The sequence below is a fragment of the Pseudomonas sp. NFPP25 genome (assembly GCF_900116505.1).
Lineage (GTDB): Bacteria > Pseudomonadota > Gammaproteobacteria > Pseudomonadales > Pseudomonadaceae > Aquipseudomonas > Aquipseudomonas protegens.
On the sequence record NZ_FPBG01000005.1, the window covers coordinates 406,706 to 429,472 of the forward strand.

General features: G+C 65.0%; 15 protein-coding genes. 5 read left to right on the forward strand and 10 right to left on the reverse strand.

What is annotated here, in order from left to right:
- Positions 1-60 precede the first annotated feature (60 nt).
- From BM382_RS21835 to BM382_RS21845, 3 genes are all read right to left on the reverse strand, one after another.
- Positions 61-1,803 carry a potassium/proton antiporter gene (locus BM382_RS21835; RefSeq protein ID WP_011058861.1) on the reverse strand — a complete coding sequence of 581 codons (1,743 nt, stop codon included), beginning with the start codon at positions 1,801-1,803 and terminating at the stop codon, positions 61-63.
- Between the two features lie 176 nt (positions 1,804-1,979).
- A complete protein-coding gene (locus BM382_RS21840) occupies positions 1,980-3,605 on the reverse strand; it encodes a methyl-accepting chemotaxis protein (protein WP_015633894.1) in 1,626 nt (541 codons plus the stop codon).
- A 194-nt stretch (positions 3,606-3,799) separates the two neighbouring features.
- Positions 3,800-5,425: a methyl-accepting chemotaxis protein gene (locus BM382_RS21845; protein WP_011058863.1), complete on the reverse strand. Its 1,626-nt coding sequence runs from the start codon at positions 5,423-5,425 to the stop codon at positions 3,800-3,802.
- A gap of 311 nt (positions 5,426-5,736) precedes the next feature.
- Between BM382_RS21845 and BM382_RS21850 the strand changes: the two genes are divergently transcribed.
- The 3 genes from BM382_RS21850 (at position 5,737) to BM382_RS21860 (ending at position 8,322) form a co-directional block, all read left to right on the forward strand.
- Complete coding sequence (locus tag BM382_RS21850) at positions 5,737-5,967, forward strand: hypothetical protein (protein ID WP_015633896.1); 231 nt, start codon at positions 5,737-5,739, stop codon at positions 5,965-5,967.
- The gene (locus tag BM382_RS21855) at positions 5,964-6,266 is read left to right on the forward strand and encodes a cell division protein ZapA (RefSeq protein ID WP_011058865.1); all 303 of its coding nucleotides are present in this window, start codon (positions 5,964-5,966) and stop codon (positions 6,264-6,266) included. Before BM382_RS21850 ends, BM382_RS21855 begins: the two co-directional genes overlap by 4 nt.
- A gap of 118 nt (positions 6,267-6,384) precedes the next feature.
- Entirely contained in the window at positions 6,385-8,322 is a 1,938-nt protein-coding gene (locus BM382_RS21860; protein ID WP_072443883.1) for a methyl-accepting chemotaxis protein, read from the forward strand.
- 59 nt (positions 8,323-8,381) lie between these two features.
- On the opposite strand, the gene BM382_RS21865 is transcribed toward BM382_RS21860, so the two are convergent.
- Both BM382_RS21865 and putA read right to left on the reverse strand, forming a co-directional pair.
- On the reverse strand, positions 8,382-10,184 hold the full coding sequence (locus BM382_RS21865; protein ID WP_072443885.1) for an acyl-CoA dehydrogenase: 1,803 nt from the start codon (positions 10,182-10,184) through the stop codon (positions 8,382-8,384).
- Positions 10,185-10,448: 264 nt separating this feature from the next.
- Positions 10,449-14,402 (reverse strand): trifunctional transcriptional regulator/proline dehydrogenase/L-glutamate gamma-semialdehyde dehydrogenase, encoded by a 3,954-nt coding sequence (gene putA, locus BM382_RS21870; RefSeq protein ID WP_015633899.1) that lies wholly within the window; start codon positions 14,400-14,402, stop codon positions 10,449-10,451.
- 81 nt (positions 14,403-14,483) lie between these two features.
- Here putA and BM382_RS31690 point away from each other — a divergent pair, with 81 nt between their 5' ends.
- Both BM382_RS31690 and putP read left to right on the forward strand, forming a co-directional pair.
- The gene (locus BM382_RS31690; RefSeq protein ID WP_125063653.1) at positions 14,484-14,741 is read left to right on the forward strand and encodes a hypothetical protein; all 258 of its coding nucleotides are present in this window, start codon (positions 14,484-14,486) and stop codon (positions 14,739-14,741) included.
- Between the two features lie 124 nt (positions 14,742-14,865).
- On the forward strand, positions 14,866-16,350 hold the full coding sequence (gene putP, locus BM382_RS21875; RefSeq protein ID WP_011058869.1) for a sodium/proline symporter PutP: 1,485 nt from the start codon (positions 14,866-14,868) through the stop codon (positions 16,348-16,350).
- A gap of 185 nt (positions 16,351-16,535) precedes the next feature.
- Here putP and BM382_RS21880 read toward each other — a convergent pair whose 3' ends face one another.
- From BM382_RS21880 to BM382_RS21900, 5 genes are all read right to left on the reverse strand, one after another.
- On the reverse strand, positions 16,536-17,030 hold the full coding sequence (locus BM382_RS21880; protein ID WP_011058870.1) for a DUF2165 family protein: 495 nt from the start codon (positions 17,028-17,030) through the stop codon (positions 16,536-16,538).
- A 108-nt stretch (positions 17,031-17,138) separates the two neighbouring features.
- The gene (locus BM382_RS21885) at positions 17,139-18,410 is read right to left on the reverse strand and encodes an O-acetylhomoserine aminocarboxypropyltransferase/cysteine synthase family protein (RefSeq protein ID WP_019093026.1); all 1,272 of its coding nucleotides are present in this window, start codon (positions 18,408-18,410) and stop codon (positions 17,139-17,141) included.
- A gap of 249 nt (positions 18,411-18,659) precedes the next feature.
- Positions 18,660-20,084, reverse strand: a complete 1,425-nt coding sequence (locus BM382_RS21890) for a glycerol kinase (RefSeq protein WP_011058872.1) — start codon at positions 20,082-20,084, stop codon at positions 18,660-18,662.
- Between the two features lie 2 nt (positions 20,085-20,086).
- Entirely contained in the window at positions 20,087-21,343 is a 1,257-nt protein-coding gene (locus BM382_RS21895; RefSeq protein WP_072443887.1) for an NAD(P)/FAD-dependent oxidoreductase, read from the reverse strand.
- Positions 21,330-22,736 (reverse strand): NAD(P)/FAD-dependent oxidoreductase, encoded by a 1,407-nt coding sequence (locus BM382_RS21900; protein WP_015633904.1) that lies wholly within the window; start codon positions 22,734-22,736, stop codon positions 21,330-21,332. Before BM382_RS21900 ends, BM382_RS21895 begins: the two co-directional genes overlap by 14 nt.
- Positions 22,737-22,767 lie beyond the last annotated feature (31 nt).

Below are 22,767 nucleotides of genomic sequence, written 5' to 3' on the forward strand. Positions count from 1 at the left end.
AGGTCGGTCAAGCAAGTAGGAATAGGGGGCGCCATGCCGGGGGCTGGCGCGTTCCGCAGTTTAGAGGAAGAGTCCGGGGCCGGGGCGACTTCCTTCGGGGAATCTGACGCCGACCTTGCCGATCTTGTTCCCGTCCATCACGGCCACGGTCCAGATGGTGTTGTTCCATTCCACCTGGTCGCCGACCACCGGTGCACCACCGACCTTCTGGGCGATGAAGGCGCCCAGCGGCATGTCTGCGTCCTGGCCGTCGAGCTTGAGCCCGTAGAGCGCCGAGACCGCGCCCAGCTGGGCATCGCCCTCGAGCACGAAGTCACCGAAGAAGCGCAGGTCCAGGCCGCGTTCCGGAGCCTGGCTGAAGAGTTTGCCCAGGGCCGGGAGGTTGTGTTCATGGCCGATCACGCACAGCAGATCGTCGGCTTCGAGCACCGTACTACCCGACGGATGGAGCAGTTGCTGGCCACGAAACAGTGCGGCGATGCGCGTGCCCTCGGGCATTTTCAGCTCCCGCAGGGCGGCGCCGATGCACCATTTCTCCGCCCCCAGGCGGTAGACGAACAGCTCCCACTCGCTGGTGACGTGGACCTCCAGGGCCGCCCGGGAGATCGGTGCCGGCTCCGGTGGAACCGTCACCTTCAGCCACTTGGCCACCCACGGCAGGCTGGTGCCCTGCACCAGCAGCGAGATCAGGACGATGAAGAACGCCAGGTTGAAGTACAGCTGGGCATTGGGCAGCCCGGCCATCAGCGGGAACACCGCGAGAATGATCGGTACCGCACCGCGCAGCCCGACCCAGGAAATGAAGGCCTTTTCCCGGCCATGGAAGGCCTTGAACGGCGCCAGGCCCACCAGCACCGACAGCGGTCGGGCGAACAGGATCATCCACAGCGCCAGGCCCAGGGCCGGCAGGGCGATGGGCAGCAGGTCGTGGGGGGTGACCAGCAGCCCCAGCACCAGGAACATGCCGATCTGTGCCAGCCAGGCCATGCCGTCGAGCATGTGCAGGATGCCGTGGCGGCTGCGTACCGGGCGGTTGCCGATTACCAGGCCGCACAGGTACACGGCGAGGAAGCCGCTGCCGTGCAGGGCGTTGGTCAGGGCGAACACCACCAGGCCGCCGGCCACCACCAGGATCGGGTACAGGCCGGTGGCCAGGTGGATGCGGTTGACCAGTTGCAACATCAGCCAGCCACCGCCCAGGCCGATCACCGCGCCGATGCCGAACTCGCGGATCAGGTCCGTCAGCAGGCTCCAGTGCAGGCCGGTGTGGCCGCTGGCGAGCATGTCGATCAGGGTCACGGTGAGGAACACCGCCATCGGGTCGTTGCTGCCGGATTCGATCTCCAGGCTGGCGGTGACCCGCTCGTTGAGGCCCTTGCCCCCCAGCAGCGAGAACACCGCGGCGGCGTCGGTGGAGCCGACGATGGCGCCGATCAGCAGGCCCTGGATCAGGTTGAGGTCGAACAGCCAGGCGGCTGCCATGCCGGTCAGGCCAGTGGTGATCAGCACCCCCACCGTGGCCAGGGACAGCGCCGGCCACAGGGCCACGCGGAAGCTGGCGACCCGGGTACGCAGGCCGCCGTCCAGCAGGATCACGGCCAGGGCCAGGTTGCCCACCAGGTAGGCGGTCGGGTAGTTGTCGAAGATGATGCCGCCGCCGTCCACCCCGGCGGTCATGCCCACGGCCAGGATGATCACCAGGATCGGGATGCCCAGGCGCGATGAAAGTGAACTCACCAGAATGCTCGCACCTACCAGCAACGCGCCGATCAAGAACAGGCTGTTGATGGTCGTCGCATTCAAAGGCAGTACTCCAGGGCGAAAAAGGCGGGCGCAGGCTGACCATGCAGTCTGCGTGCCAGCGATTCTAACCTGTTGAAATACGCCACTGTCAAAAAGCTTTTGGCGACAGTGGCGGATTCCCCAGGTGCGAATTCCGGCGCCGTTTTACTGGCGCCATCCAGGGCTGGCGGGGTGTTTCAGAGGCGGAAGCGGGCAACCATGCCGTTGAGGTCCACGGCCAGGCGCGACAGCTCGTTGCTGGCTGCACTGGTCTGGTTGGCACCGGTGGAGGACTGCACCGACAAGTCGCGGATGTTCACCAGGTTGCGGTCCACTTCCCGGGCCACCTGGGCCTGTTCTTCAGCGGCGCTGGCGATTACCAGGTTGCGTTCGTTGATCTCGATGATGGCGCTGTTGATGGTGTCCAGGGACAGGCCGGCACCCCGGGCGATATTCAGGGTCGATTCGGCGCGTTCGGTGCTGTTGCGCATGGAATCCACGGCGTGCTCGGTGCCGCTCTGGATGCTGCCGATCATGCGTTCGATTTCGCTGGTGGACTGCTGGGTGCGGTGGGCCAGGGCTCGGACTTCGTCGGCGACCACGGCAAAACCGCGACCGGCCTCACCGGCACGGGCGGCCTCGATGGCGGCATTGAGGGCCAGCAGGTTGGTCTGGTCGGCCAGGCCGCGAATCACGTCCAGCACCTTGCCGATGTCCCGGGACTCGTTGGCCAGGTCGCCGATCAGGCTGGCGGTGCCTTGCACGTCGGAGCTCATGCGCTCGATGGCCGACACGGTTTCCTGCACCAGGTCGCGGCCGTCGCCGGCGGAGGCGGTGGCATTCTTCGAGGCTTCGGAGGTGCTCACCGCATTGCGTGCCACTTCTTCCACGGCGCTGGTCATTTCGTTGACCGCGGTGGCGGCCTGTTCGATCTCGTTGTTCTGCTGGGTCAGGCCGCGGGCGCTTTCCTCGGTGACGCTGTTGAGCTCTTCGGCCGCCGAAGCCAACTGGGTGGCGGAACCGGAGATGCGCTGCAGGGTGTCGCGCAGTTTTTCCTGCATCTTGGCCATGGCCTGCAACAGGCGCCCGGCCTCGTCACTGCCATCGACCTTGATCGGCCGGGTCAGGTTGCCCTCGGCGATTTCCTCGGCGGCGCCCAGGGCGTTGGCGATGGGCTGGGTGATGCTGCGGGTCAGCAGCCAGGCGAAGAGGAAGGTCAGGCCAGTAGCCAGCACCAGCAGCGCCACCACCAGGTTGAAGGCCGAGGAGTACTGCTCGGCGGCTTGCTGGTTGGTGTCCACGGTCTGCTGGGTGTTGATCTCCAGCAAGCGGTTGAGCACGGTGTTCATGGCTTCGGAGTTGTTCAGCAGTTCGGTGTTGAGCAAGTTGCGCAGCTCATCCACCTGATTGTTGCGCGACAGGCTCTTCATCCGCTCTTCGATCTGCCGGTACTGGCCCAGTAGTTGGAGGTACTGCTCGTAGGCGGATTTTTCTTCCGGGCTGGTGATGAATTTTTCGTAGATGACCTGGGCGGCGCGGATCTGCTGGTTGCGCATTTCCAGCAGTTCGATGGTCTTTTGCTGCACGTCCGGCTCACGGTTCACCAGCAAGCGGTAGGACAGCACCCGCAGGCGCAGGGTCAACTGGGTGAATTCGTCGAGGCTCTTGATGCTTGGCACGCTGCTCGACGTGATGTCTTCGGCGGCGCCGCGGATCTTGCTCATCTGGTTCAGGGCGAACACCCCGAGGATCAGCATCAAGCCGCCGATCATGGCGAAGCCGAGGAAGGCCCGCGGAGCGATATTCATATTACGAAGGGACATGGTAGGTACCAAAAAGGGCGCATCCGTGCGGGGCTTGAGACTGACTCTACCGTGACTTATCGGTCGTACGACTAAAGTCTTGAGTCTCGCCGTGGATTAAGCCTGTCCGGTACCTGCCTGCTGGGGTGCCTTGAACGCCACCCTCACCAGCCCCCACCGCTCAACGGCGGGAGCTGGAGCAGGGCGCAAGGGCTTCAGAGCTTGAATCGGGTGACCAGGTTGTTCAGGTCGACCGCCAGGCGTGACAGCTCGCTGCTGGCGGCCTGGGTCTGGTTGGCACCGGTGGTGGACTGTACCGACAGGTCGCGGATGTTCACCAGGTTGCGGTCCACTTCACGGGCCACCTGGGCCTGTTCTTCAGCGGCGCTGGCGATCACCAGGTTGCGTTCGTTGATTTCGCTGATGGCGCTGTTGATGGTGTCCAGGGACTGGCCGGCCCCCCGGGCGATGCTCAGGGTCGATTCGGCGCGTTCGGTGCTGTTGCGCATGGAGTCCACGGCGTGCTCGGTGCCGCTCTGGATGCTGCCGATCATGCGTTCGATTTCGCTGGTGGACTGCTGGGTGCGGTGGGCCAGGGCGCGGACTTCGTCGGCGACCACGGCAAAACCTCGACCGGCCTCACCGGCACGGGCAGCCTCGATGGCGGCATTGAGGGCCAGCAGGTTGGTCTGGTCGGCCAGGCCGCGAATCACGTCCAGCACCTTGCCGATGTCCCGGGACTCGTTGGCCAGATCGCCGATCAGGCTGGCGGTGCCTTGCACGTCGGAGCTCATGCGCTCGATGGCCGACACGGTTTCGCGCACCAGGTCGCGGCCGTCGCCGGCGGAAGTGGTGGCGCTCTTCGAGGCTTCGGAGGTGCTCACCGCATTGCGCGCCACTTCTTCCACGGCGCTGGTCATTTCATTGACCGCGGTGGCGGCCTGTTCGATCTCGTTGTTCTGCTGGGTCAGGCCGCGGGCGCCTTCCTCGGTGACGCTGTTGAGCTCTTCGGCCGCCGACGCCAACTGATGGGCGGAGCCGGAAATACTCTGCAGGGTGTCGCGCAGCTTTTCCTGCATCGTGACCATGGCTTGCAGCAGGCGCCCGGCTTCGTCGCTGCCATCGACCGTGATGGGGCGGGTCAGGTTGCCTTCGGCGATCTCTTCGGCGGCCCTCAGGGCATTGGCGATGGGCTGGGTGATGCTGCGGATCAGGCGCCAGGCGAACAGCAGGGTCAGGGCGCTGGCCAGCACCAGCAGCCCCACCACCAGATTGAAGGCTCTGCGGTACTGAGCGGCAGCATCATCGTCGGCGACGGTGGCGTAATGGCTGTTGATCTCCACCAGTTGGTTGAGGACCGCGTTGATCTTTTCGGCGCTGTCCATCAGGTCGGTATTGAGCAGTTGTTGCATGGCCTCAAGCTGGTTGTTGTGCGACAGCTCGATCAGTTGGCTCTCCAACTGCCGGTGGTGGCTCAGCAGCGTGCCGTATTGCTCGTAGGCAAGGCGCTCCTCGGGGCTGCTGATGAGCTTCAGGTACTGGGCCCGGGCTTCTTCGATCTTCTGGTTGCGCTGGTCGATGGCATCCAGGGTCTGCTGCTGGGCCTGGGGTTCGCGGTTGAGCAGCAGCCGGTAGGCCTGGACCCGTTGGCGCAGGCTGAGCTGGGTGAATTCATCGACGCTCTTGATGCTCGGGATGGTGTCCTGGCTCATGCGCTCGGTGGCTGAGCGGATCTTGCCCATCTGATTCAGGGCGAACACCCCGAGAAACAGCATCAGGCAACCGATCAGGGCAAATCCGAGGAAGGCCCTCGGGGCAATATTCAGGGAACGCAGGGACATGGACATTACCTCGGGTGAGCGCTTTATTGCGCTGGCAGGATCAGGGACGTACCTGTCTATCGCGTTGAACAATGGCTTCTTGAACCGGCGGATGCAGTTTCAGAAAATTCTTATGCGTAACTGGGAAAGTTCATAAAAGTCCGAGACTCCGACGAGGCGTCAGGAACCGGAGCGCAGAATGACAGTCTCTAACAGCTCTCGCGGAAGGGTCATCGCCAGTAAAATCAAGGCTTTGCGCCTGGATAACCCTGGCATCCAGGGTGACTTTTCTTTATCGTACGCGCCCTTTGCAAAAAGCCCGGAAGATCAAAATGTTGGAAGCATCCCTCAGCCAATTGGAACAGCTGGTCAGCGACCTGGTGGTACAGAACCAGGAACTGCTCGGTACGAACGCAGCCCTCAAGGAACAACTGGACCAGGCCAAGGATGAAAACGAAAGCCTGCAACTGAGCCTGATGGAGCAGGAAGAAAAGCAAGGCGCCACCGCTGCCCGCATCCAGGCGCTGGTTGAGCGTGTCAGCGCGAGCCCGGCCAATCCATGAGACATCACATCGATGGAGTGAAGGTCGTTTCGATCCTGGGGGAGGATTACTCGATCAAGGCGCCGGCCGGGGAAGAACAGACCCTGATGGACGCTGCGCTGATGCTCAAGGCGGCCCTGGCCGACACCAAGAAGAAGTACCCGACGCTGATCGGCGAGCGCCTGCTGGTGCTCGCGGCGATGAACCTGTGCTCGCAGCAGATCGAGATGCAGAAGCGCCACGCCCAGGAACTGGAGCGCTATCAGGAGCAAGTGAGCGCCACCGTCGAGGTCATTGCCAAGACCATTCAACAGAACTGACGGAACTGCACACAGCCGCAGGGTTATAGGTTGGACAAACATAACTAATGTTTGTATACAACCTTCCGCGGCTGGCGCGACATTTCAGCCTCTTATACCAATAAGAAAGAGGTGTTCCATGCAATTCTGGCGACGCAGTATTCAATGGCAACTCGTCCTCAGCATGGGCTCGGCCCTGCTGGTCAGCCTGCTGGTGGTGGTGGCGGTCTACACCGTGGTGATCAACCACCTGACCCAGAACTACCTGGTGGACAAGGCGCTGCCTTCGAGCATCGAAGCCATGCGCAACGATATCGAACGCATCCTCGCCCAGCCGCTGACGGTCGCCCGGGACATTGCTAGCAACGGCATGCTGCGCGATTGGCTGGCTGGCGGCGAGGATCCGGCCCAGGCCCAGGTGTTCGTCGACTACCTGGAAGGCATCCGCGCCGAAAATCAGGCCTTCACCACCTTGATGGTGGGCACCGCGACCAACCACTACTACAACGAGAAGGGGCTGGATCGCACCCTCAGCCGTTCCAATCCCAAGGACGCCTGGTTCTACAGCTTCATCGACAGCGACAAGCCGCGGCTGCTCAACATCGACACCGATGTGGCCACCGGCGAGTTGGCGATGTTCATCGACATGCGGGTCAAGAAGGACGGCAAGCTGGTGGGGGTGGCCGGGCTCGGGCTGAAGATGCAGGCGCTGTCGCAACTGATCCATGACTTCAGCTTCGGCGAGCACGGCAAGGTCTATCTGGTGCGCGCCGACGGCTTGATCCAAGTTCACCCCGAGGCGCAGTTCAGCGGCAAGCGGCACCTTTCCGAGCAGATCGGCGAGTCGGCCGCCCAGGCGGTTATGGGGCACGAGGGGCTGGCCAGCAGCCGGTTCGTGCGCGACGGCGAAGACTTTGTGGCCCTGAGCCTGCCACTGCGGGGCATGGGGTGGTCGCTGGTGGCCGAGGTGCCCGAAGCGCAGATCTACGCCGATGCCCGGCAAACCTTGTGGCTGACCACCGGCATCGGCCTGGCTATCGCCCTAGTCTGCCTGTTGCTGGTGATCTGGCTGGCTCGCGGCCTGGTGCGGCCGGTACGCCAGGTGACCGCCGGGCTGGTAGCCATCGGCAGCGGTGGTGGCGACCTGACCCTGCGCCTGGATGCCAGCCGGGCCGACGAGCTGGGGGACCTGGCCCGGGGTTTCAATCGTTTTCTCGACAGCCAGCACGGCATGATCGGCGAAGTACTGGCCACCACCGAGCGTCTGCGCTCATCCGTGGGGCAGGTGGCGGCGGTGGTGGAGAACACTGCCGAGCGCTCGGGGCGGCAGCAGGAAATGACCGACATGGTGGCCACGGCCGTGCACCAGATGGGCCTGACCGTCCAGGACATCGCGCGCAATGCCGGGCAGGCGGCCGATGCGTCCCAGGCGGCCCGGGATGAGGCCCAGCTGGCCCAGGGGGTCGTGGACGGCTCGATCCGGCACATCGAAAGCATGTCCGGGGAAATTGCTCTGGCCGCCAGCGCTGTCAGTGAGCTGGCGCATCAGGTGGCCTCCATCGATCAGGTATTGGCGGTGATCCGCGGTGTCTCCGAGCAGACCAACCTGCTGGCCCTCAATGCGGCTATCGAGGCAGCCCGTGCCGGGGAAATGGGCCGAGGCTTTGCCGTGGTGGCGGACGAAGTGCGGACCCTGGCCCAGCGCACCCAGGCTTCCACCGACGAGATCCAGCAGATGATCCAGAGCCTCAAGCAGGGCGCGGAGAATGCCGTGGCCTCCATGCATGCCGGGCAGTCGGCCACGGGTACCGGGGTGCAGTCCAGCCAGCAGACCGGGGCTTCGCTGACAGCGATTACCGGGCAGGTTGAGCACATCAGCGACATGAACCAGCAAGTGGCCACCGCCACCGAGGAGCAGTCGGCGGTGACCGAAGAGATCAACCGCAATGTCCAGGGCATCTCCGATCTGGCCCGGGCCACCGCGGCCGAAGTCCAGGCCTGTCGTGAAGACTGCTGGACCCTGCAGCGCCTCTCCGAGGACCTGGCCCGACAGGTGGGCGGCTTCAAGCTGCACTGACCACCCGCCGCGGTGCGTCAGGCCGGGCGCCTTCGTCGGCAGCCGGCTCCTGGGTGGCCTCAGAACCAGGCGTCCTGCATGCTCAGGCAGGTATCGTCCCGCGCTTCCAGCAGTGCCAGCTCGTGCTGGCAGCCTGGCACTTCCCAGGTCAGGAAGTAGCGCGCGGCCTGCAACTTGCCCAGGTAGAAATCCCGATCCGCCGCCACTGCTCGCGCCAGTCCTTCCTCGGCCCGGATGGCCTGTTCCAGCCAGCGCCAGCCGATCACCGCATGGCCGAAGGCTTTCAGATACAGCGCCGAGTTGGCCAGGGTGCCGGTGACCTTGCCGCTGGCCAGGTCACCCAGCAACCCCAGCGTCACGTTTTGCAGGCGCGTTACCAGTTGTTCCAGGGGCAGGCGCAGGGCGTTCAGTGATTGATGGGCGCGGGCCCGCTCGCCGGTCTCGGCAATCAGGCGTACCAGGTGCTTGAGCCCGGCGCCGCCGTTCTGCGCCAGCTTGCGTCCCAGCAGGTCCAGGGACTGGATGCCGTGGGTGCCTTCGTGAATCGGGTTCAGGCGGTTGTCGCGGTAGTACTGCTCCACCGGGTACTCCCGGGTATAGCCGTGGCCGCCGAGAATCTGGATCGCCAGTTCGTTGGCCTTCAGGCAGAACTCTGAAGGCCAGGACTTGACGATCGGGGTCAGCAAGTCCAGCAGTTCGTGGGCCTGCTGGCGCTCGGCCGCATCGGCCAGGGTGGTGGTGTCGTCAAACAGCCGCGCCGCGTATAGCCCCAGGTCGAAGGCGCCTTCGACGTAGGCCTTCTGGGTCAGCAGCATGCGCCGCACATCGGCGTGCTGGATGATCGCCACCGGCGCGGTGCTCGGGTCCTTGCTGTCCGGCAGGCGACCTTGCGGGCGTTCGCGGGCGTATTCCAGGGAGTACAGGTAGCCGGCGTAGCCGAGCATCACCGCACCCATGCCGACGCCGATCCGTGCCTCGTTCATCATCTGGAACATGTAGCTCAGGCCGTGATGGGGCTTGCCCACCAGATACCCCACGCACTGGCCGTTATCGCCGAAGTTCAGCGCGGTGGAGGTGGTGCCGCGCCAGCCCATCTTGTGGAACAGCCCGGCCAGCAGCACATCGTTGCGCGGCCCCAGGCTGCCGTCGTCGTTGACCAGGAACTTGGGCACGATAAACAGCGAAATGCCCTTCACCCCGGGCGGCGCGTCCGGCAGCTTGGCCAGGACCATGTGCACGATGTTTTCCGACAGCGGGTGGTCGCCGCCGGAAATGAAGATCTTGTTGCCCTTGAGCCGGTAGCTGCCGTCGGCGGCCGGTTCGGCACGGGTGCGGATATCCGATAGCGACGAGCCGGCATGGGGCTCGGTCAGGGCCATGGTGCCGAAGAAGCGACCGTCGATCATCGGCTGCAGGAAGCGTTGTTTCTGTTCTTCGGTGCCGAAGCTCTCGATCAGGTTGGCGGCGCCCATGGTCAGGAACGGGTAGGAGGTCGAGGCCGCGTTGGCCGCCTGGAAGTGGGCGAAGCAGGCCTGGGACAGCAGGGTTGGCAGTTGCATGCCGCCGGCCTCGAAACTGCGGGCGGCATTCAGGAAGCCGGCTTCGAGGAACGCATCCACCGCCGGTTTCACTTCGGGGATCAGCACCGCCTGGCCGTCTTCGTAGCGTGGCTCGTGCTCATCGCCCTTGCGGTTGTGCGGGGCGAAGAACTTCTCGGCGATGCTGCGGGCGGTGCCCAGGGCGGCGTCGAAGGTTTCCCGGTTGTGCTCGGCAAACCGCTCGCGCTGGGTCAGGCCCTCGGCGTCGAGTACCTCATACAGTTCGAAGGCCAGATTGCGGGAACTGAGCAGCGTCTCGGACATGGCGGCATACCTGTGGGATAGGGAATGGGCCGAGTCTAGGCGCGTGAATGAAGGCTGGATAGCAAGATTGATTTCGGTGATGCAAAGCCCAAAAAACCTCAATAGGCGTCGGCTTCTGCAGGAGCGGGCTCGCCCGCGAAGGCGTCATGGGAGGGTGATGCAGGGCTCAAGGGCCTCTTCGCCGGCAAGCCGGCTCCTACAGAGGACGGGCAAAAAAATGGGCGCCGGTCAGGGCGCCCATCGATGCAGCAGAACCTTCGGCGATCAGCCGATGGTCATCAGGCTGGCGTTGCCGCCGGCCGCTGCGGTGTTGACGCTCAGGGCGCGCTCGATCACCAGGCGCTCCAGGGCAATCGCGGTCTCGCCCTGGGACAGACCCTGGACGCCAACAATGGCTCCGGCACGCTGGGCCACCTGCTGGCAGACGCTGCGCAGCTGGTCGGAATCACCGTGGTGCAGGACGGCGTCGAATACCACTTCGTCCTTGCTCCAGTCGGCCACGCGCTGGATGCGTGCCTGGACTTCCTTCGGCAAGCGGGCGAACAGCGCCTTGCTGATCTCGCTTTCCGGCCACACCGCCGAGCCACCGACGGCCAGCACGGCTGCCAGTTGGGTCAGCAGGTCACCCTCGACCTCCGCCAGGCACAGGACGTGCTCGCGGGGCAGGATGGCGTAGCTGTTGCGCTCGCCGGTAGGGCCGGTCAACTGCCGGGTGATGCCGCTCTGGGACTGGCCGGCGAACTGTTTGCACAGGATCGCCAGTTCCGCCAGCTTGCTGCTCTCGGCCCAGGCTTGCAGGGCGTTCAACGGCTTGCTGAGGACTTCGCGCAGGCGCAGGTCCGGGGCGTTCTCGGCGTCGCCACGGGCAAAGGACTGCTCGATGGCATCCACCGGGCGGGTCGACAGCAGGCGGTACAGGTACAGCGGGCCGCCGGCTTTCGGGCCGGTGCCCGACAGGCCTTCGCCGCCGAACGGCTGCACGCCGACCACGGCACCGACGATGTTGCGGTTGACGTAGACGTTACCGGCGTGGACGTTGTCCACCACCTTGGCGATGGTCTCGTCGATCCGGGTGTGCACGCCCAGGGTCAGGCCGTAGCCGGAAGCGTTGATCTGGGCGATCAGCTGGTCGATTTCCTTGCGCTTGTAGCGCACCACGTGCAGCACCGGACCGAAGATCTCGCGCTGCAGCTCGTCGAAGCTTTCCAGCTCGATCAGGGTCGGCATGACAAAGGTGCCGCGCTTGCATTCTTCGCCGTCGGCGATGGCCATCTGGTACACGTTGCGACCTTTGTCGCGCATGGCCTGGATGTGCTTCTCGATGCCGGCCTTGGCTTCGGCATCGATCACCGGGCCGATGTCCACCGACAGGCGCTCAGGGTTGCCCAGGCGGTTTTCGGCCATGGCGCCCTTGAGCATTTCGATCACGCGGTCGGCGGAATCTTCCTGCAGGCACAGCACGCGCAGGGCCGAGCAACGCTGGCCGGCACTGTCGAAGGCCGAGGACACCACGTCGATGACCACCTGTTCGGTCAGGGCCGAGGAGTCGACGATCATCGCGTTCTGGCCGCCGGTTTCGGCGATCAGCGGGATCGGCCGGCCCTGGTTGTCCAGGCGCCCGGCGATGTTGCGTTGCAGCAGGCGCGCAACTTCAGTGGAGCCGGTGAACATCACGCCCTTGACGCGCTCGTCACCCACCAGGCGGGCACCGACGCTTTCGCCCTGGCCCGGCAGCAGTTGCAGCACGCCTTCGGGAATCCCGGCTTCGAGCAGCAGGCGTACGGCCTGGGCGGCTACCAGCGGAGTCTGTTCGGCCGGCTTGGCCAGGACCGGGTTGCCGGCAGCCAAGGCTGCGGCGACCTGGCCACTGAAGATCGCCAGCGGGAAGTTCCATGGGCTGATGCACACCACAGGACCCAGCGGACGGTGGGCGTCGTTGCTGAAGTCGTTGCGGGCCTGCACCGCGTAGTAACGCAGGAAGTCCACGGCTTCACGCACTTCGGCGATGGCGTTGGCGAAGGTCTTGCCGGCTTCGCGGGCCAGCAGGCCCATCAGCGGCTGGATCTCGCCTTCCATCAGGTCGGCGGCGCGTTCCAGGATTGCAGCGCGTTCGGCCGGCGGCGTGGCCTGCCAGATCGGTGCGGCGTTGAGGGCGCACTGGATGGCGTTGTCGACGTCTTCCACCGTGGCTTCCTGGACATGGCCCACCACATCGCGATGATCCGACGGGTTGAGTACCGGCGCCGGGGTTTCGCTGCTGGCGGCGCAACCGAGCATCGGTGCGGCTTTCCAGTTGTTGTGGGCGGTGGCCAGCAGTGCGCAGGACAGCGACGCCAGGCGGTGTTCGTTGGCCATGTCGATGCCGGCGGAGTTGGCCCGCTCGGCGCCATACAGGTCACGCGGCAATGGAATGCGCGGGTGCGGCAGGCCGAAGCCGCCTTCCAGGGTGGCCATCTGTTCGATCTGGGTCACCGGATCGGCCACCAGTTCCTGGATCGAGATCGACTGGTCGGCGATACGGTTGACGAACGAGGTGTTGGCGCCGTTTTCCAGCAGCCGGCGTACCAGGTAGGCCAGCAGGGTTTCGTGAGTGCCGACGGGTGCGTACACGCGGCACGGACGGTTCAGCTTGCCCTCGGCAACCTTGCCCACCACTTGCTCGTACAGCGGTTCGCCCATGCCGTGCAGGCACTGGAACTCGTACTGGCCGGGGTAATAGTTCTGACCGGCAATGTGGTAGATCGCCGACAGGGTGTGGGCGTTGTGGGTAGCAAATTGCGGGTAGATGACTTCCGGCACCGACAGCAGCTTGCGTGCGCAGGCGATGTAGGAAACGTCGGTGTACACCTTGCGGGTGTAGACCGGATAGCCTTCCAGGCCTTCGACCTGGGCGCGCTTGATCTCGCTGTCCCAGTAGGCGCCTTTCACCAGGCGGATCATCAGGCGGTGACGGCTGCGACGGGCCAGATCGATGACATAGTCGATCACGTACGGGCAGCGCTTCTGGTAGGCCTGGATCACGAAGCCGATACCGTTCCAGCCGGTCAGTTGCGGCTCGAAGCACAGGCGCTCCAGCAGGTCCAGGGACAGCTCCAGGCGGTCGGCTTCCTCGGCGTCGATGTTCAGGCCGATGTCGTACTGCTTGGCCAGCAGGGTCAGGGACAGCAGGCGCGGGTACAGCTCTTCCATCACGCGCTCGTACTGGGCGCGGCTGTAGCGCGGGTGCAGGGCCGAGAGCTTGATGGAGATGCCCGGGCCTTCATAGATGCCGCGACCGTGGGAGGCCTTGCCGATGGAGTGGATGGCCTGCTCGTAGGACGCGAGGTACTTCTGTGCGTCGTGCTCGGTCAGTGCGGCTTCGCCGAGCATGTCGTAGGAATAGCGGAAGCCCTTGGCTTCGAACTTGCTGGCGTTGGCCAGGGCTTCGGCGATGGTTTCGCCGGTGACGAACTGTTCGCCCATCAAGCGCATGGCCATGTCCACGCCCTTGCGGATCATCGGCTCGCCGCTCTTGCCGATGATGCGGCTCAGGGAGGAGGTCAGGCCGGCCTCGTTGTGGGTCGACACCAGCTTGCCGGTGAGCAGCAGGCCCCAGGTGGCGGCGTTGACGAACAGCGATGGGCTGTTGCCCAGGTGCGGCTGCCAGTTGCCGGTGCTGATCTTGTCGCGGATCAGCGCGTCACGGGTGCCCTTGTCCGGGATGCGCAGCAGGGCTTCGGCCAGGCACATCAGTGCCACGCCTTCCTGGGACGACAGGGAGAACTCCTGCAGCAGGCCCTGGACGATACCGGCACGGCCGCCGGCGCTCTTCTGGTTGCGCAGCTTCTCGGCGATCGAGGCGGCCAGCTTGTTTGCGGCTTCGGCGGTGGCGGCCGGCAAGCGCGCCTGCTCCAGCAGCATCGGCACCACTTCCGGTTCCGGGCGGCGGTAGGCGGCGGTGATCGAGGCGCGCAGCACCGACTGCGGGAGAATGCTTTCGGCGAACTCCAGGAAGCATTGGTGAGCGTGATCGGTCTGTACCTCGCCGGCATCCTCGCCGTCTTTGGCGGTGGCACTGCTCAGCTCGGTCAGGGTTGCACCACCCTCGAGTTTTTCCAGGTAATTGAAAATCGCCTGCTTGATCAGCCAGTGCGGCGTACGATCGATCGAGGCCGCGGCGGCCTTGAGGCGCTCGCGGGTAGGGTCGTCGAGTTTGACCCCGAGGGTGGTGGTAGCCATATTTTTATCCTCATGTTTGCCACGCACGTGTGGCATCAGCTGGCGGCAAGATTATCCGCGCACCGCAATAGGTGCAACCGGGTGCAACCCATTTTTAGCTGGAAAAAGAAGCAGCTTGTCAGGAATAAAATTCCTGCATGGAGTGGCTTGCCTCCTACTGGTGCCTTTACTTCTGAAAACGCCATTTTTTGCTCCAAAAAGGAGCAAAAGCGTCGTCAACGACCAGTTTTTGGACAAGGTGCAACTGATTCGGCGCAAATTGGTTGCACCTTGTTCGTCTTGTTGCATAGGATTCGCGGCCAAGGTGCAACCGTCCTGCAGGACTGGTTCATCGGCTGATGGCTTTCCTGGGGAAACATCAGTCATAAATGCGCGGCCCGCCTGATCGTCTCCCAAGCGTCATCGTTTGGCGGCGGGTGGCAGTGGCCGCCGCACCATAAAAACAAAGCCAGGGCGTAACTCAATGAGTGCAAGCAATCCAACCTTGATCACCTTCGTGATCTACATCGCGGCAATGGTGCTGATCGGCTTCATGGCCTATCGCTCCACCAACAACCTTTCCGACTACATTCTTGGCGGCCGCAGCCTCGGCAGCGTGGTCACCGCGCTTTCCGCCGGTGCTTCCGACATGAGTGGCTGGCTGCTGATGGGCCTGCCGGGCGCCATCTACATGTCCGGTCTTTCGGAAAGCTGGATCGCCATCGGCCTGATCGTCGGTGCCTACCTCAACTGGCTGTTCGTGGCCGGCCGCCTGCGGGTGCAGACCGAACACAACGGTGACGCGCTGACCCTGCCGGACTACTTCTCCAGCCGCTTTGAAGACAAGAGCGGCCTGCTGCGGATCATCTCTGCGGTGGTGATCCTGGTGTTCTTCACCATCTACTGCGCCTCCGGCATCGTCGCCGGTGCCCGCCTGTTCGAAAGCACTTTCGGCATGCCCTACGAGACAGCGCTGTGGGCCGGTGCGGCGGCAACCATTGCCTACACCTTCGTGGGTGGTTTCCTGGCAGTGAGCTGGACCGATACCGTCCAGGCCACGCTGATGATCTTCGCTCTGATCCTGACGCCGATCATCGTGCTGCTGGCGACCGGTGGCGTGGACACCACCTTCCTGGCCATCGAAGCCAAGGACCCGACCAACTTCGACATGCTCAAGAACACCACCTTCATCGGCGTGATCTCGCTGATGGGCTGGGGCCTGGGCTACTTCGGCCAGCCGCATATCCTGGCGCGCTTCATGGCCGCCGACTCGGTGAAGTCGATTGCCAAGGCCCGTCGCATCTCCATGACCTGGATGATCCTGTGCCTGGGCGGCACCGTGGCGGTGGGCTTCTTCGGTATCGCCTATTTCTCGGCGCACCCTGAGGTGGCCGGCCCTGTGACCGAAAACCCTGAGCGGGTGTTCATCGAACTGGCCAAGCTGCTGTTCAACCCATGGATCGCGGGTGTGCTGCTGTCGGCCATCCTGGCGGCAGTCATGAGTACCCTGAGCTGCCAGCTGCTGGTGTGCTCCAGTGCCCTGACTGAAGACTTCTACAAAGCCTTCCTGCGCAAGCACGCCTCCCAGTTGGAACTGGTGTGGGTCGGCCGCGCCATGGTGCTGGTGGTGGCGCTGATCGCCATTGCCATGGCCGCCAACCCGGAAAACCGCGTGCTGGGCCTGGTGAGCTATGCCTGGGCCGGGTTCGGCGCGGCCTTCGGCCCCGTGGTACTGATTTCGGTGATCTGGAAAGGCATGACCCGTGACGGCGCGCTGGCCGGCATCATCGTCGGTGCCGTCACCGTGATCCTGTGGAAGCATTTCGCTCTGCTGGGCCTGTACGAAATCATCCCGGGCTTCATCTTCGCCAGCCTGGCGATCCTGCTGGTGAGCAAGATGGGCACGCCGAGCGCCGGCATGGTCCAGCGCTTCGAAGCGGCCGAGAAGGATTTCAAGCTCAACCACTGAGTGCGCAAATCCTGCCCTGATTCCCCGGGGCGCTGAAGAACGGCCCGCTGCGTCACCGCAGCGGGCCGTTTTTTTTCGCGTCCCGTAGCCGCTGCCGCAGGCTGCTAACGAGGGGCGCTCGGAGGGACCGCAAGGCCCTGCGGGCTTTTGCGCAGCCTCGTCATGGCTCGGCAGCGGCTACAGGGTCAGTGCAGCTCGGTGTCGGGCTGGTTGAGGAATATCAGTACGCCAAGGATCGCCATGTAGAACTTGAACGCCGCGTCCTGGCCGTTCCAGGCCTTGGACTGCCACATCATGAACCACTCGCCGCCAACCACCATGAAGCCGAAGAACCAGACGCAGAAGCCCAGGCAGAAACCGGCGATGGCCCAGCGTTTGGCGCGGTTGAAGTCGCTGGCGACACCGTGCCGGGCCAGCCACAGGCGCAGGGCGCCAAACACCAGCAGCGCGCCGGTCAGGGCTTCGCCGGCGATGATCAGCCAGTAACCGGCATTCCACAGCAGCGGCAAGGTCAGGGCGCGGTCGGTGGCGCTGTTGCCGGGGAAGACGCTGTCCATGCTCAGCACGTGCTGGACAAAGGCGAAGTTGGAACCGTAGTCGCTGATGTTGTTGTAGGCCACCAGCAGGGCGAAGGCCGCCACTGCCAGGGTCATGGTGATCTTGACGTAACGCACAATCATGTCGGGTTCCTTTGCGGGTGATCAAGGGTCCTGGTGGCTGGAGAGGGGAGAGGCGTGGGTGCCAACGCGCTAGGCAATGGCCCTGGCGCAGAACGCCAGGGCCGGGGATCAGGCTTGTTGCAGTGCCTGGTCCAGGTCTTCGAGCAGGTCTTCGATGGCCTCGATGCCCACCGAGAGACGGATCATCTCCGGCTTGACCCCGGCCTTGGCCTGTTCTTCTTCGTTCATCTGCCGGTGGGTGGTGGACGCCGGGTGGCAGGCCAGGGACTTGGCGTCGCCGATGTTCACCAGGCGCTTGAAGATCTGCAGCGCATCGTAGAAGCGCACGCCCGCGGCATAGCCGCCCTTGAGGCCGAAGGAGAGGATCGCCGACGGCTTGCCCTGCATGTATTTGCGCGCCAGTTCATGGTGCGGGTGGTCGGGCAGGCCGGCGTAGCTGACCCAGGCCACCAGCGGGTGGGCCTTGAGAAACTGCGCCACCTTGAGGGCGTTGTCGGTGTGGCGCTCCATGCGCAGGGCCAGGGTTTCCAGGCCTTGCAGCAACAGGAAGGCGTTCATCGGCGCCAATGCTGCGCCGGTGTTGCGCAGCGGCACGGTGCGGGCCCGGGCGATAAAGGCGGCGGGGCCGAACTTCTCGGTGTAGACCACGCCGTGGTAGGCCGGCTCCGGGGTGTTGAGGCTGGCGAACTTCTGCGGGTGGTCGGCCCAGGGGAAGTTGCCGCTGTCGACGATCACCCCGCCCAGGGAGTTGCCATGGCCACCGACGTACTTGGTCACCGAGTGCACCACGATGTCGGCGCCGAACTGGATCGGCTTGCACAGGATCGGCGTGGCCACGGTGTTGTCCACCATCAGTGGCACGTTACGGGCGTGGGCGGCCTGGGCCAGGCCCTCGATATCGACGATGTTGCCCGCGGGGTTGCCGATGCTCTCGCAGTACACCAGCTTGGTCTTGTCGTCGATCAGCTCGGCAATGGCCTCGGGGGAGTCGTCCCGGGCGAAGCGTACTTCGACCCCGAAGCTTGGCAGCAGGTGGGCGAACAGGGTGTAGGTGCCGCCGTACAGCTGGGGCGTGGAGACGATATTGTCCCCAGCCTGGGTCAGGGTCTGGATCGCGTAGTGGATGGCGGCACTGCCGGCGGCCACCGCCAGCCCGGCGATCCCGCCTTCCAGGGCGGCCATGCGCTGTTCCAGCACATCGTTGGTGGGGTTCATGATGCGGGTGTAGATGTTGCCGGGCACATCGAGGTTGAACAGATCAGCGCCGTGCTGGGCGTTGTCGAACTCGAAGGCGACGTTCTGGTAGATGGGCACGGCCACGGCCTTGGTGGTCGGGTCCGACTTGAATCCATGGTGCAGCGCAATCGTTGCGTCTTTCATAAATCCTCGACTAAGGGTCTGTTACCAAGCGGTAACAGACCCTGGCTAATCCATTAATGAGCACAGCCAGGCAGGTCGTGTGCCCGCGCAGCAGTCAGTGGTCCCGTGTGTCTGAGTCGCCAGCAACCGCTTGATGTGCCCGCCGCTTGGCCGCGAGCGGGCGCGTCAGTGTCCAATAGGCGCGGCGGATGGGCAAGGGCCCCGAGGTGCGGCAGGAAAGGGCCGGCCATCCATGTCCGGCGGGCTGTTTCAGTGCGGCTGGGACCAGCCCTGGGAGCGCTTGACCGCGGCGCTGAAGGTGCAGCGCCAGGCGTCTGCCGTGGCCCGATCGATACGCGGCCGGTAGTCGGTGCGGGTGTTGTCCAGCTCTGGCAACTCCAGCCCCAGGCCGCGGGCGGCGAGGGCGGCGCAGCCCAGGGCGGTGAGTTCGTCGAAGCGCTGGGTGACGATGGTGCGTTGCAGGATATCGGCCAGGAACTGGGCGAAATACGGGCTGCGGGCCAGGCCGCCGTCAATCGACAACTGGTCGGTGACGTTGAGGTGATCGTCCATCGCCGTGATCACTTCGGCGCTTCGCAGGGCCACGCCTTCCAGTACCGCCTGGCACAGGTCCTGGCGAGTGGTGGCGGCGTTCATGCCGATCCACACCGCCCCGGCACTGCGGTCCCAGTGCGGGCAGGCAAGCCCGGACAAGGCCGGGACAAATGCCAGCTCGCGGGAAATCGCCGGTGGCTGATCGAAGGCTGCCAGTTCCGAGAAATCGCTGAACAGGCCCAGGCGCCCGGCCCATTCCACTGCGGCGCTGGCGTCGTACACGCCACCGTCCATGGCATACACCGGTTTGCCGTCGGCCTGCCAGGCGACGGTGGCCAGCAGGCCTTTCTCCGGGGCGCGAATGATCTGTTCGCCTGTGACTGTCAGGGCGAAGGCGCCGGTGCCGAAGGTGATCTTGGCGTCCCCCGGCTCCCGGCAGCCGTGACCGTACAGCGAGGCTTGCTGGTCGACCACCGAGGCGCTGATGGGGGTCTGGCCGATGCGTCCGAAGTCGCCGACCGTGGCGCGGATTTCCGGCAGGGCCTGCATGGGCACGCCGAACAGCTGGCACAACTGCGGGTCCCACTGGCCGGTGGCGAGATTCATCAGCGAGGTGCGCGAGGCGGTGGTGATGTCAGTGGCGTAGACCCCGGTCAGGCGATCGAGAAAGTAGGCATCGGTGGTGCCCAGGCGCAGGCGGCCGGCACTCAGGGCGGCCTGTGCCGCCGGCAGGTTGTCGACGATCCAGGCCAGCTTGCTGGCGGAGAAGTAGGCATCCAGGGGCAGCCCGGCCCGTTCCAGGGTCAGGGCTTCGGCGCCGCTGGCGCGCAGTTCTTCGATGCGCGCGGCGCTGCGGTTGTCCTGCCAGACGATCACCGGCGACAGCGGCGCGCCACTGACGGCGTCCCAGGCCAGGCAGCTTTCACCCTGGTTGGCCAGGCCGATGGCGTCGACCCGGCCGGTGGCTTCCAGGCAGCGTTGCAGGTTGGCCAGCAGCTCCAGCGGGTCGTGTTCGACCCAGCCCGGGCGCGGGTGATGCTGCTGGTGGCGCAGCGCCAGTTGGATATCGGCACGGCCTTGCATGTCCACGACCAGTACGCGGGTGCTGGTGGTGCCCTGGTCAAGTGCGGCTATTCGCATGGTCATTTCTCTTGTTGTGGGACGGCCTGGTCGATGCAGATGTCCAGTTGGTCGAAATGTTCCGGCAGGTGCAGGTCCTTGATGGGGATCAGCAGGCGCCGTTCCGGCAGTGCCGAGACCGGTCGGCTCCAGAGCTCCAGGCCCTGGGCGCGGACCCGCAGGGTGCCACTGACCGCCTGGCTGACCCGCAACTGGATGTGCGCCAGGCCCGCCAGTTCGCCGCGCACCAGGCGGCCCGGCACGCCGAGCTTGATCGGGGCGGCGTACTTCAGGGTCAGGGCGTCATTGGCATCGGGTAGCTGGCCGCTCAGGGCCAGGGCCATCAGGCTGCCGATGCGCCGCCCTTCGCGGTAGGACCAGCCGGCCGTCTCGATCGGCCGCAGCAGGTTGCCGGCGGCAAAGTAGGCCGGGTCCGAACAGCGGCCGTACTGGTCGATCTTCGGCCCCCCGCTGCCATTGTCCAGTTGCAGGTGGCTCAGGCGCACCAGGCTCGACTCCGGGGTGAACTGGCCGGTGAGCAGCACGCCGTCGCAGGAAATGTCGCGAACCTGGCCGTCGGCCAGGCGCACCCGGGCCGACTCCACCCGGCCACACCCATTGATCGCCAGCAGCTCGGCGCCAAAGTGCATGGGGATGCCCAGCAACCTTGGGAACACCGACAGCGGCCAGCGGGCGGTGGCTCGTTTATTGGCTTCCAGCACCGCCACCGGACGGATACCGGCGCGTCGGCAACTGAGCACGGCAGACAGGCTGACCAGTTCGGTGCCGATGATCAGGGGCCGCTCGAAAGGCTTGAGGTGCTGCACATAGAGGAAGTTCTGCAAGGCCCCGGTGTTGATCACCCCCACCGGGCGGTCGCCGGACAGCAGGCGTGCCGAGCGCGGGGTTTCCCGGGCGCCGGTGGCGATCAGCACCTTCTGTGCCTGGATCTGCCGTGGCCCGTCTGGAGTGGCCAGGTGCAACAGGCCGCCGGGTTCCAGGCTGACCACCGTGTGTCGCAGCAGCAGGATCACGCCGGCTTTCAGCGCGGCTTTGACATTGCGCCGGGCATAGGCCGGGCCGCTGAGAAGGCGCTGGTACTCGCGCATGCCGAAGGGCGGGTGGGCACAGTGCCGGGGAATGCCGCCGGCTTCGCTTTCACGTTCGATGACAATCACCGGGCCGATACCCTGGCGCCGCAGTTCGATGGCCGCGGCCAGGCCCGCCGGGCCGCTGCCGATAATGGCCGCTTCGGCCTGAAGAAGTTCAGTGCTGTTCATGGCAACGACCTGTGGCAAGAGGGACGGCCAGTTGGCTGGCGCTGAGTTCGGCGACCTGGGCCGAGCAATAGAAACCCTGGCAGCGGCCCATGCAGGCGCGGGTGCGGCGCTTGAGCCCGCCCAGGTCGCCAGGTGGCAGGGGGCTGTGCAGGGCGCTTTCTATTTCGCGCCGGGTCACCAGTTCGCAATGGCAGACGATTTCGCCATAGCCGGGGCGCTGCCAGTCGCGGGGCAAGTGCTCCGCCAGATTGGGCATCTGTGGCCAGACCGGTTCGCGCACCGGCTGGTGCTGGCGGCGCTGGCTGTACAGGCCGTAGACATGCCGGGCAATACCCAGGGCGGCGGTGAGCCCGGTGGAGCGGATGCCGCCGACGGTGATCCAGTGCCGGGCGTGGTCGGCCTGGATCCGGTACTCCTTCTTTTCGCTGGCGGGGCGCAGCCCGGCGTAGGTGGCGGTGACCGGCATCCCGGCGAGGGCGGGAATCCGCTCCACGGCGGCATCGATCAGGCTTTGCAGGGTCGGGCCGTCGAGCCCTGCATGCACGCGGTCCTCCTGCTCTTCGGCGGTGGGGCCCACCAGCAGGTTGCCGTACACCGTGCGGGTCAGGACTATGCCCTTGGTGCGCTCGTTGGGTACCGGCAGGACGATGCGCTCCAGCAGTGTGGCCGCGGCCTTGTCGAAGACCACGAACTGGCCCTTGCGCGGCATGATGCGAAATTCGCTGTGGCCTAGCAGGTTGTGTTCCAGGGTGTCGCCGAACAGCCCGGCGCAGTTGATCACTTGAGCGCTGCGCAGGGTGCCCCGGTTGGTGTGCAGGGTCCAGGCGTCGCCATCGAACTGGCCTTGCTGCACCTCGCATTGCAACTGTACGCGGGCGCCATGGGCCATGGCCTGCTGCAGGTAACCCAGGGGGGCGGACCAGGGGTCGATCAGGTGCTCGTCGGGCACCAGTACCGCGCCCACGGCGTGATTGGCCAGGTGCGGCTCCAGGGCGAGGATCTCGCTGCGTTCCAGCAGGCGAACGTTGTCTACCCCATTGGCCTGGGCCTGGGCGAGGATCCCCGGCAGCCTGGCCTGGTCCTCGGCGTTCCAGGCCACTACCAGCGCGCCACTCTTGAGCAGTGGCAGGTTCATGGCCGAGTGGATTTCCAGGTATTCCTGGTAGCCGGCCTGCATGCACTGCAGTTCCAGGCTGCCACTGGGGGCGTCGAAGCCGGTGTGCAGGATGGCACTGTTGGCCTTGCTGGCGCCGGAGAGAATGTCGCTGCCCTTTTCCAGCAGCACCACCCGTGCGCCTTCGAGGGCGAAGCGCCGGGCCATGGCGCAACCGACGACCCCGCCACCGACGATGGCCACATCGAAAGTCACATTGTTCGGATAAAGTTCGGTCATATAAATGCCTGTTTCCTGCGGTAACACCCAA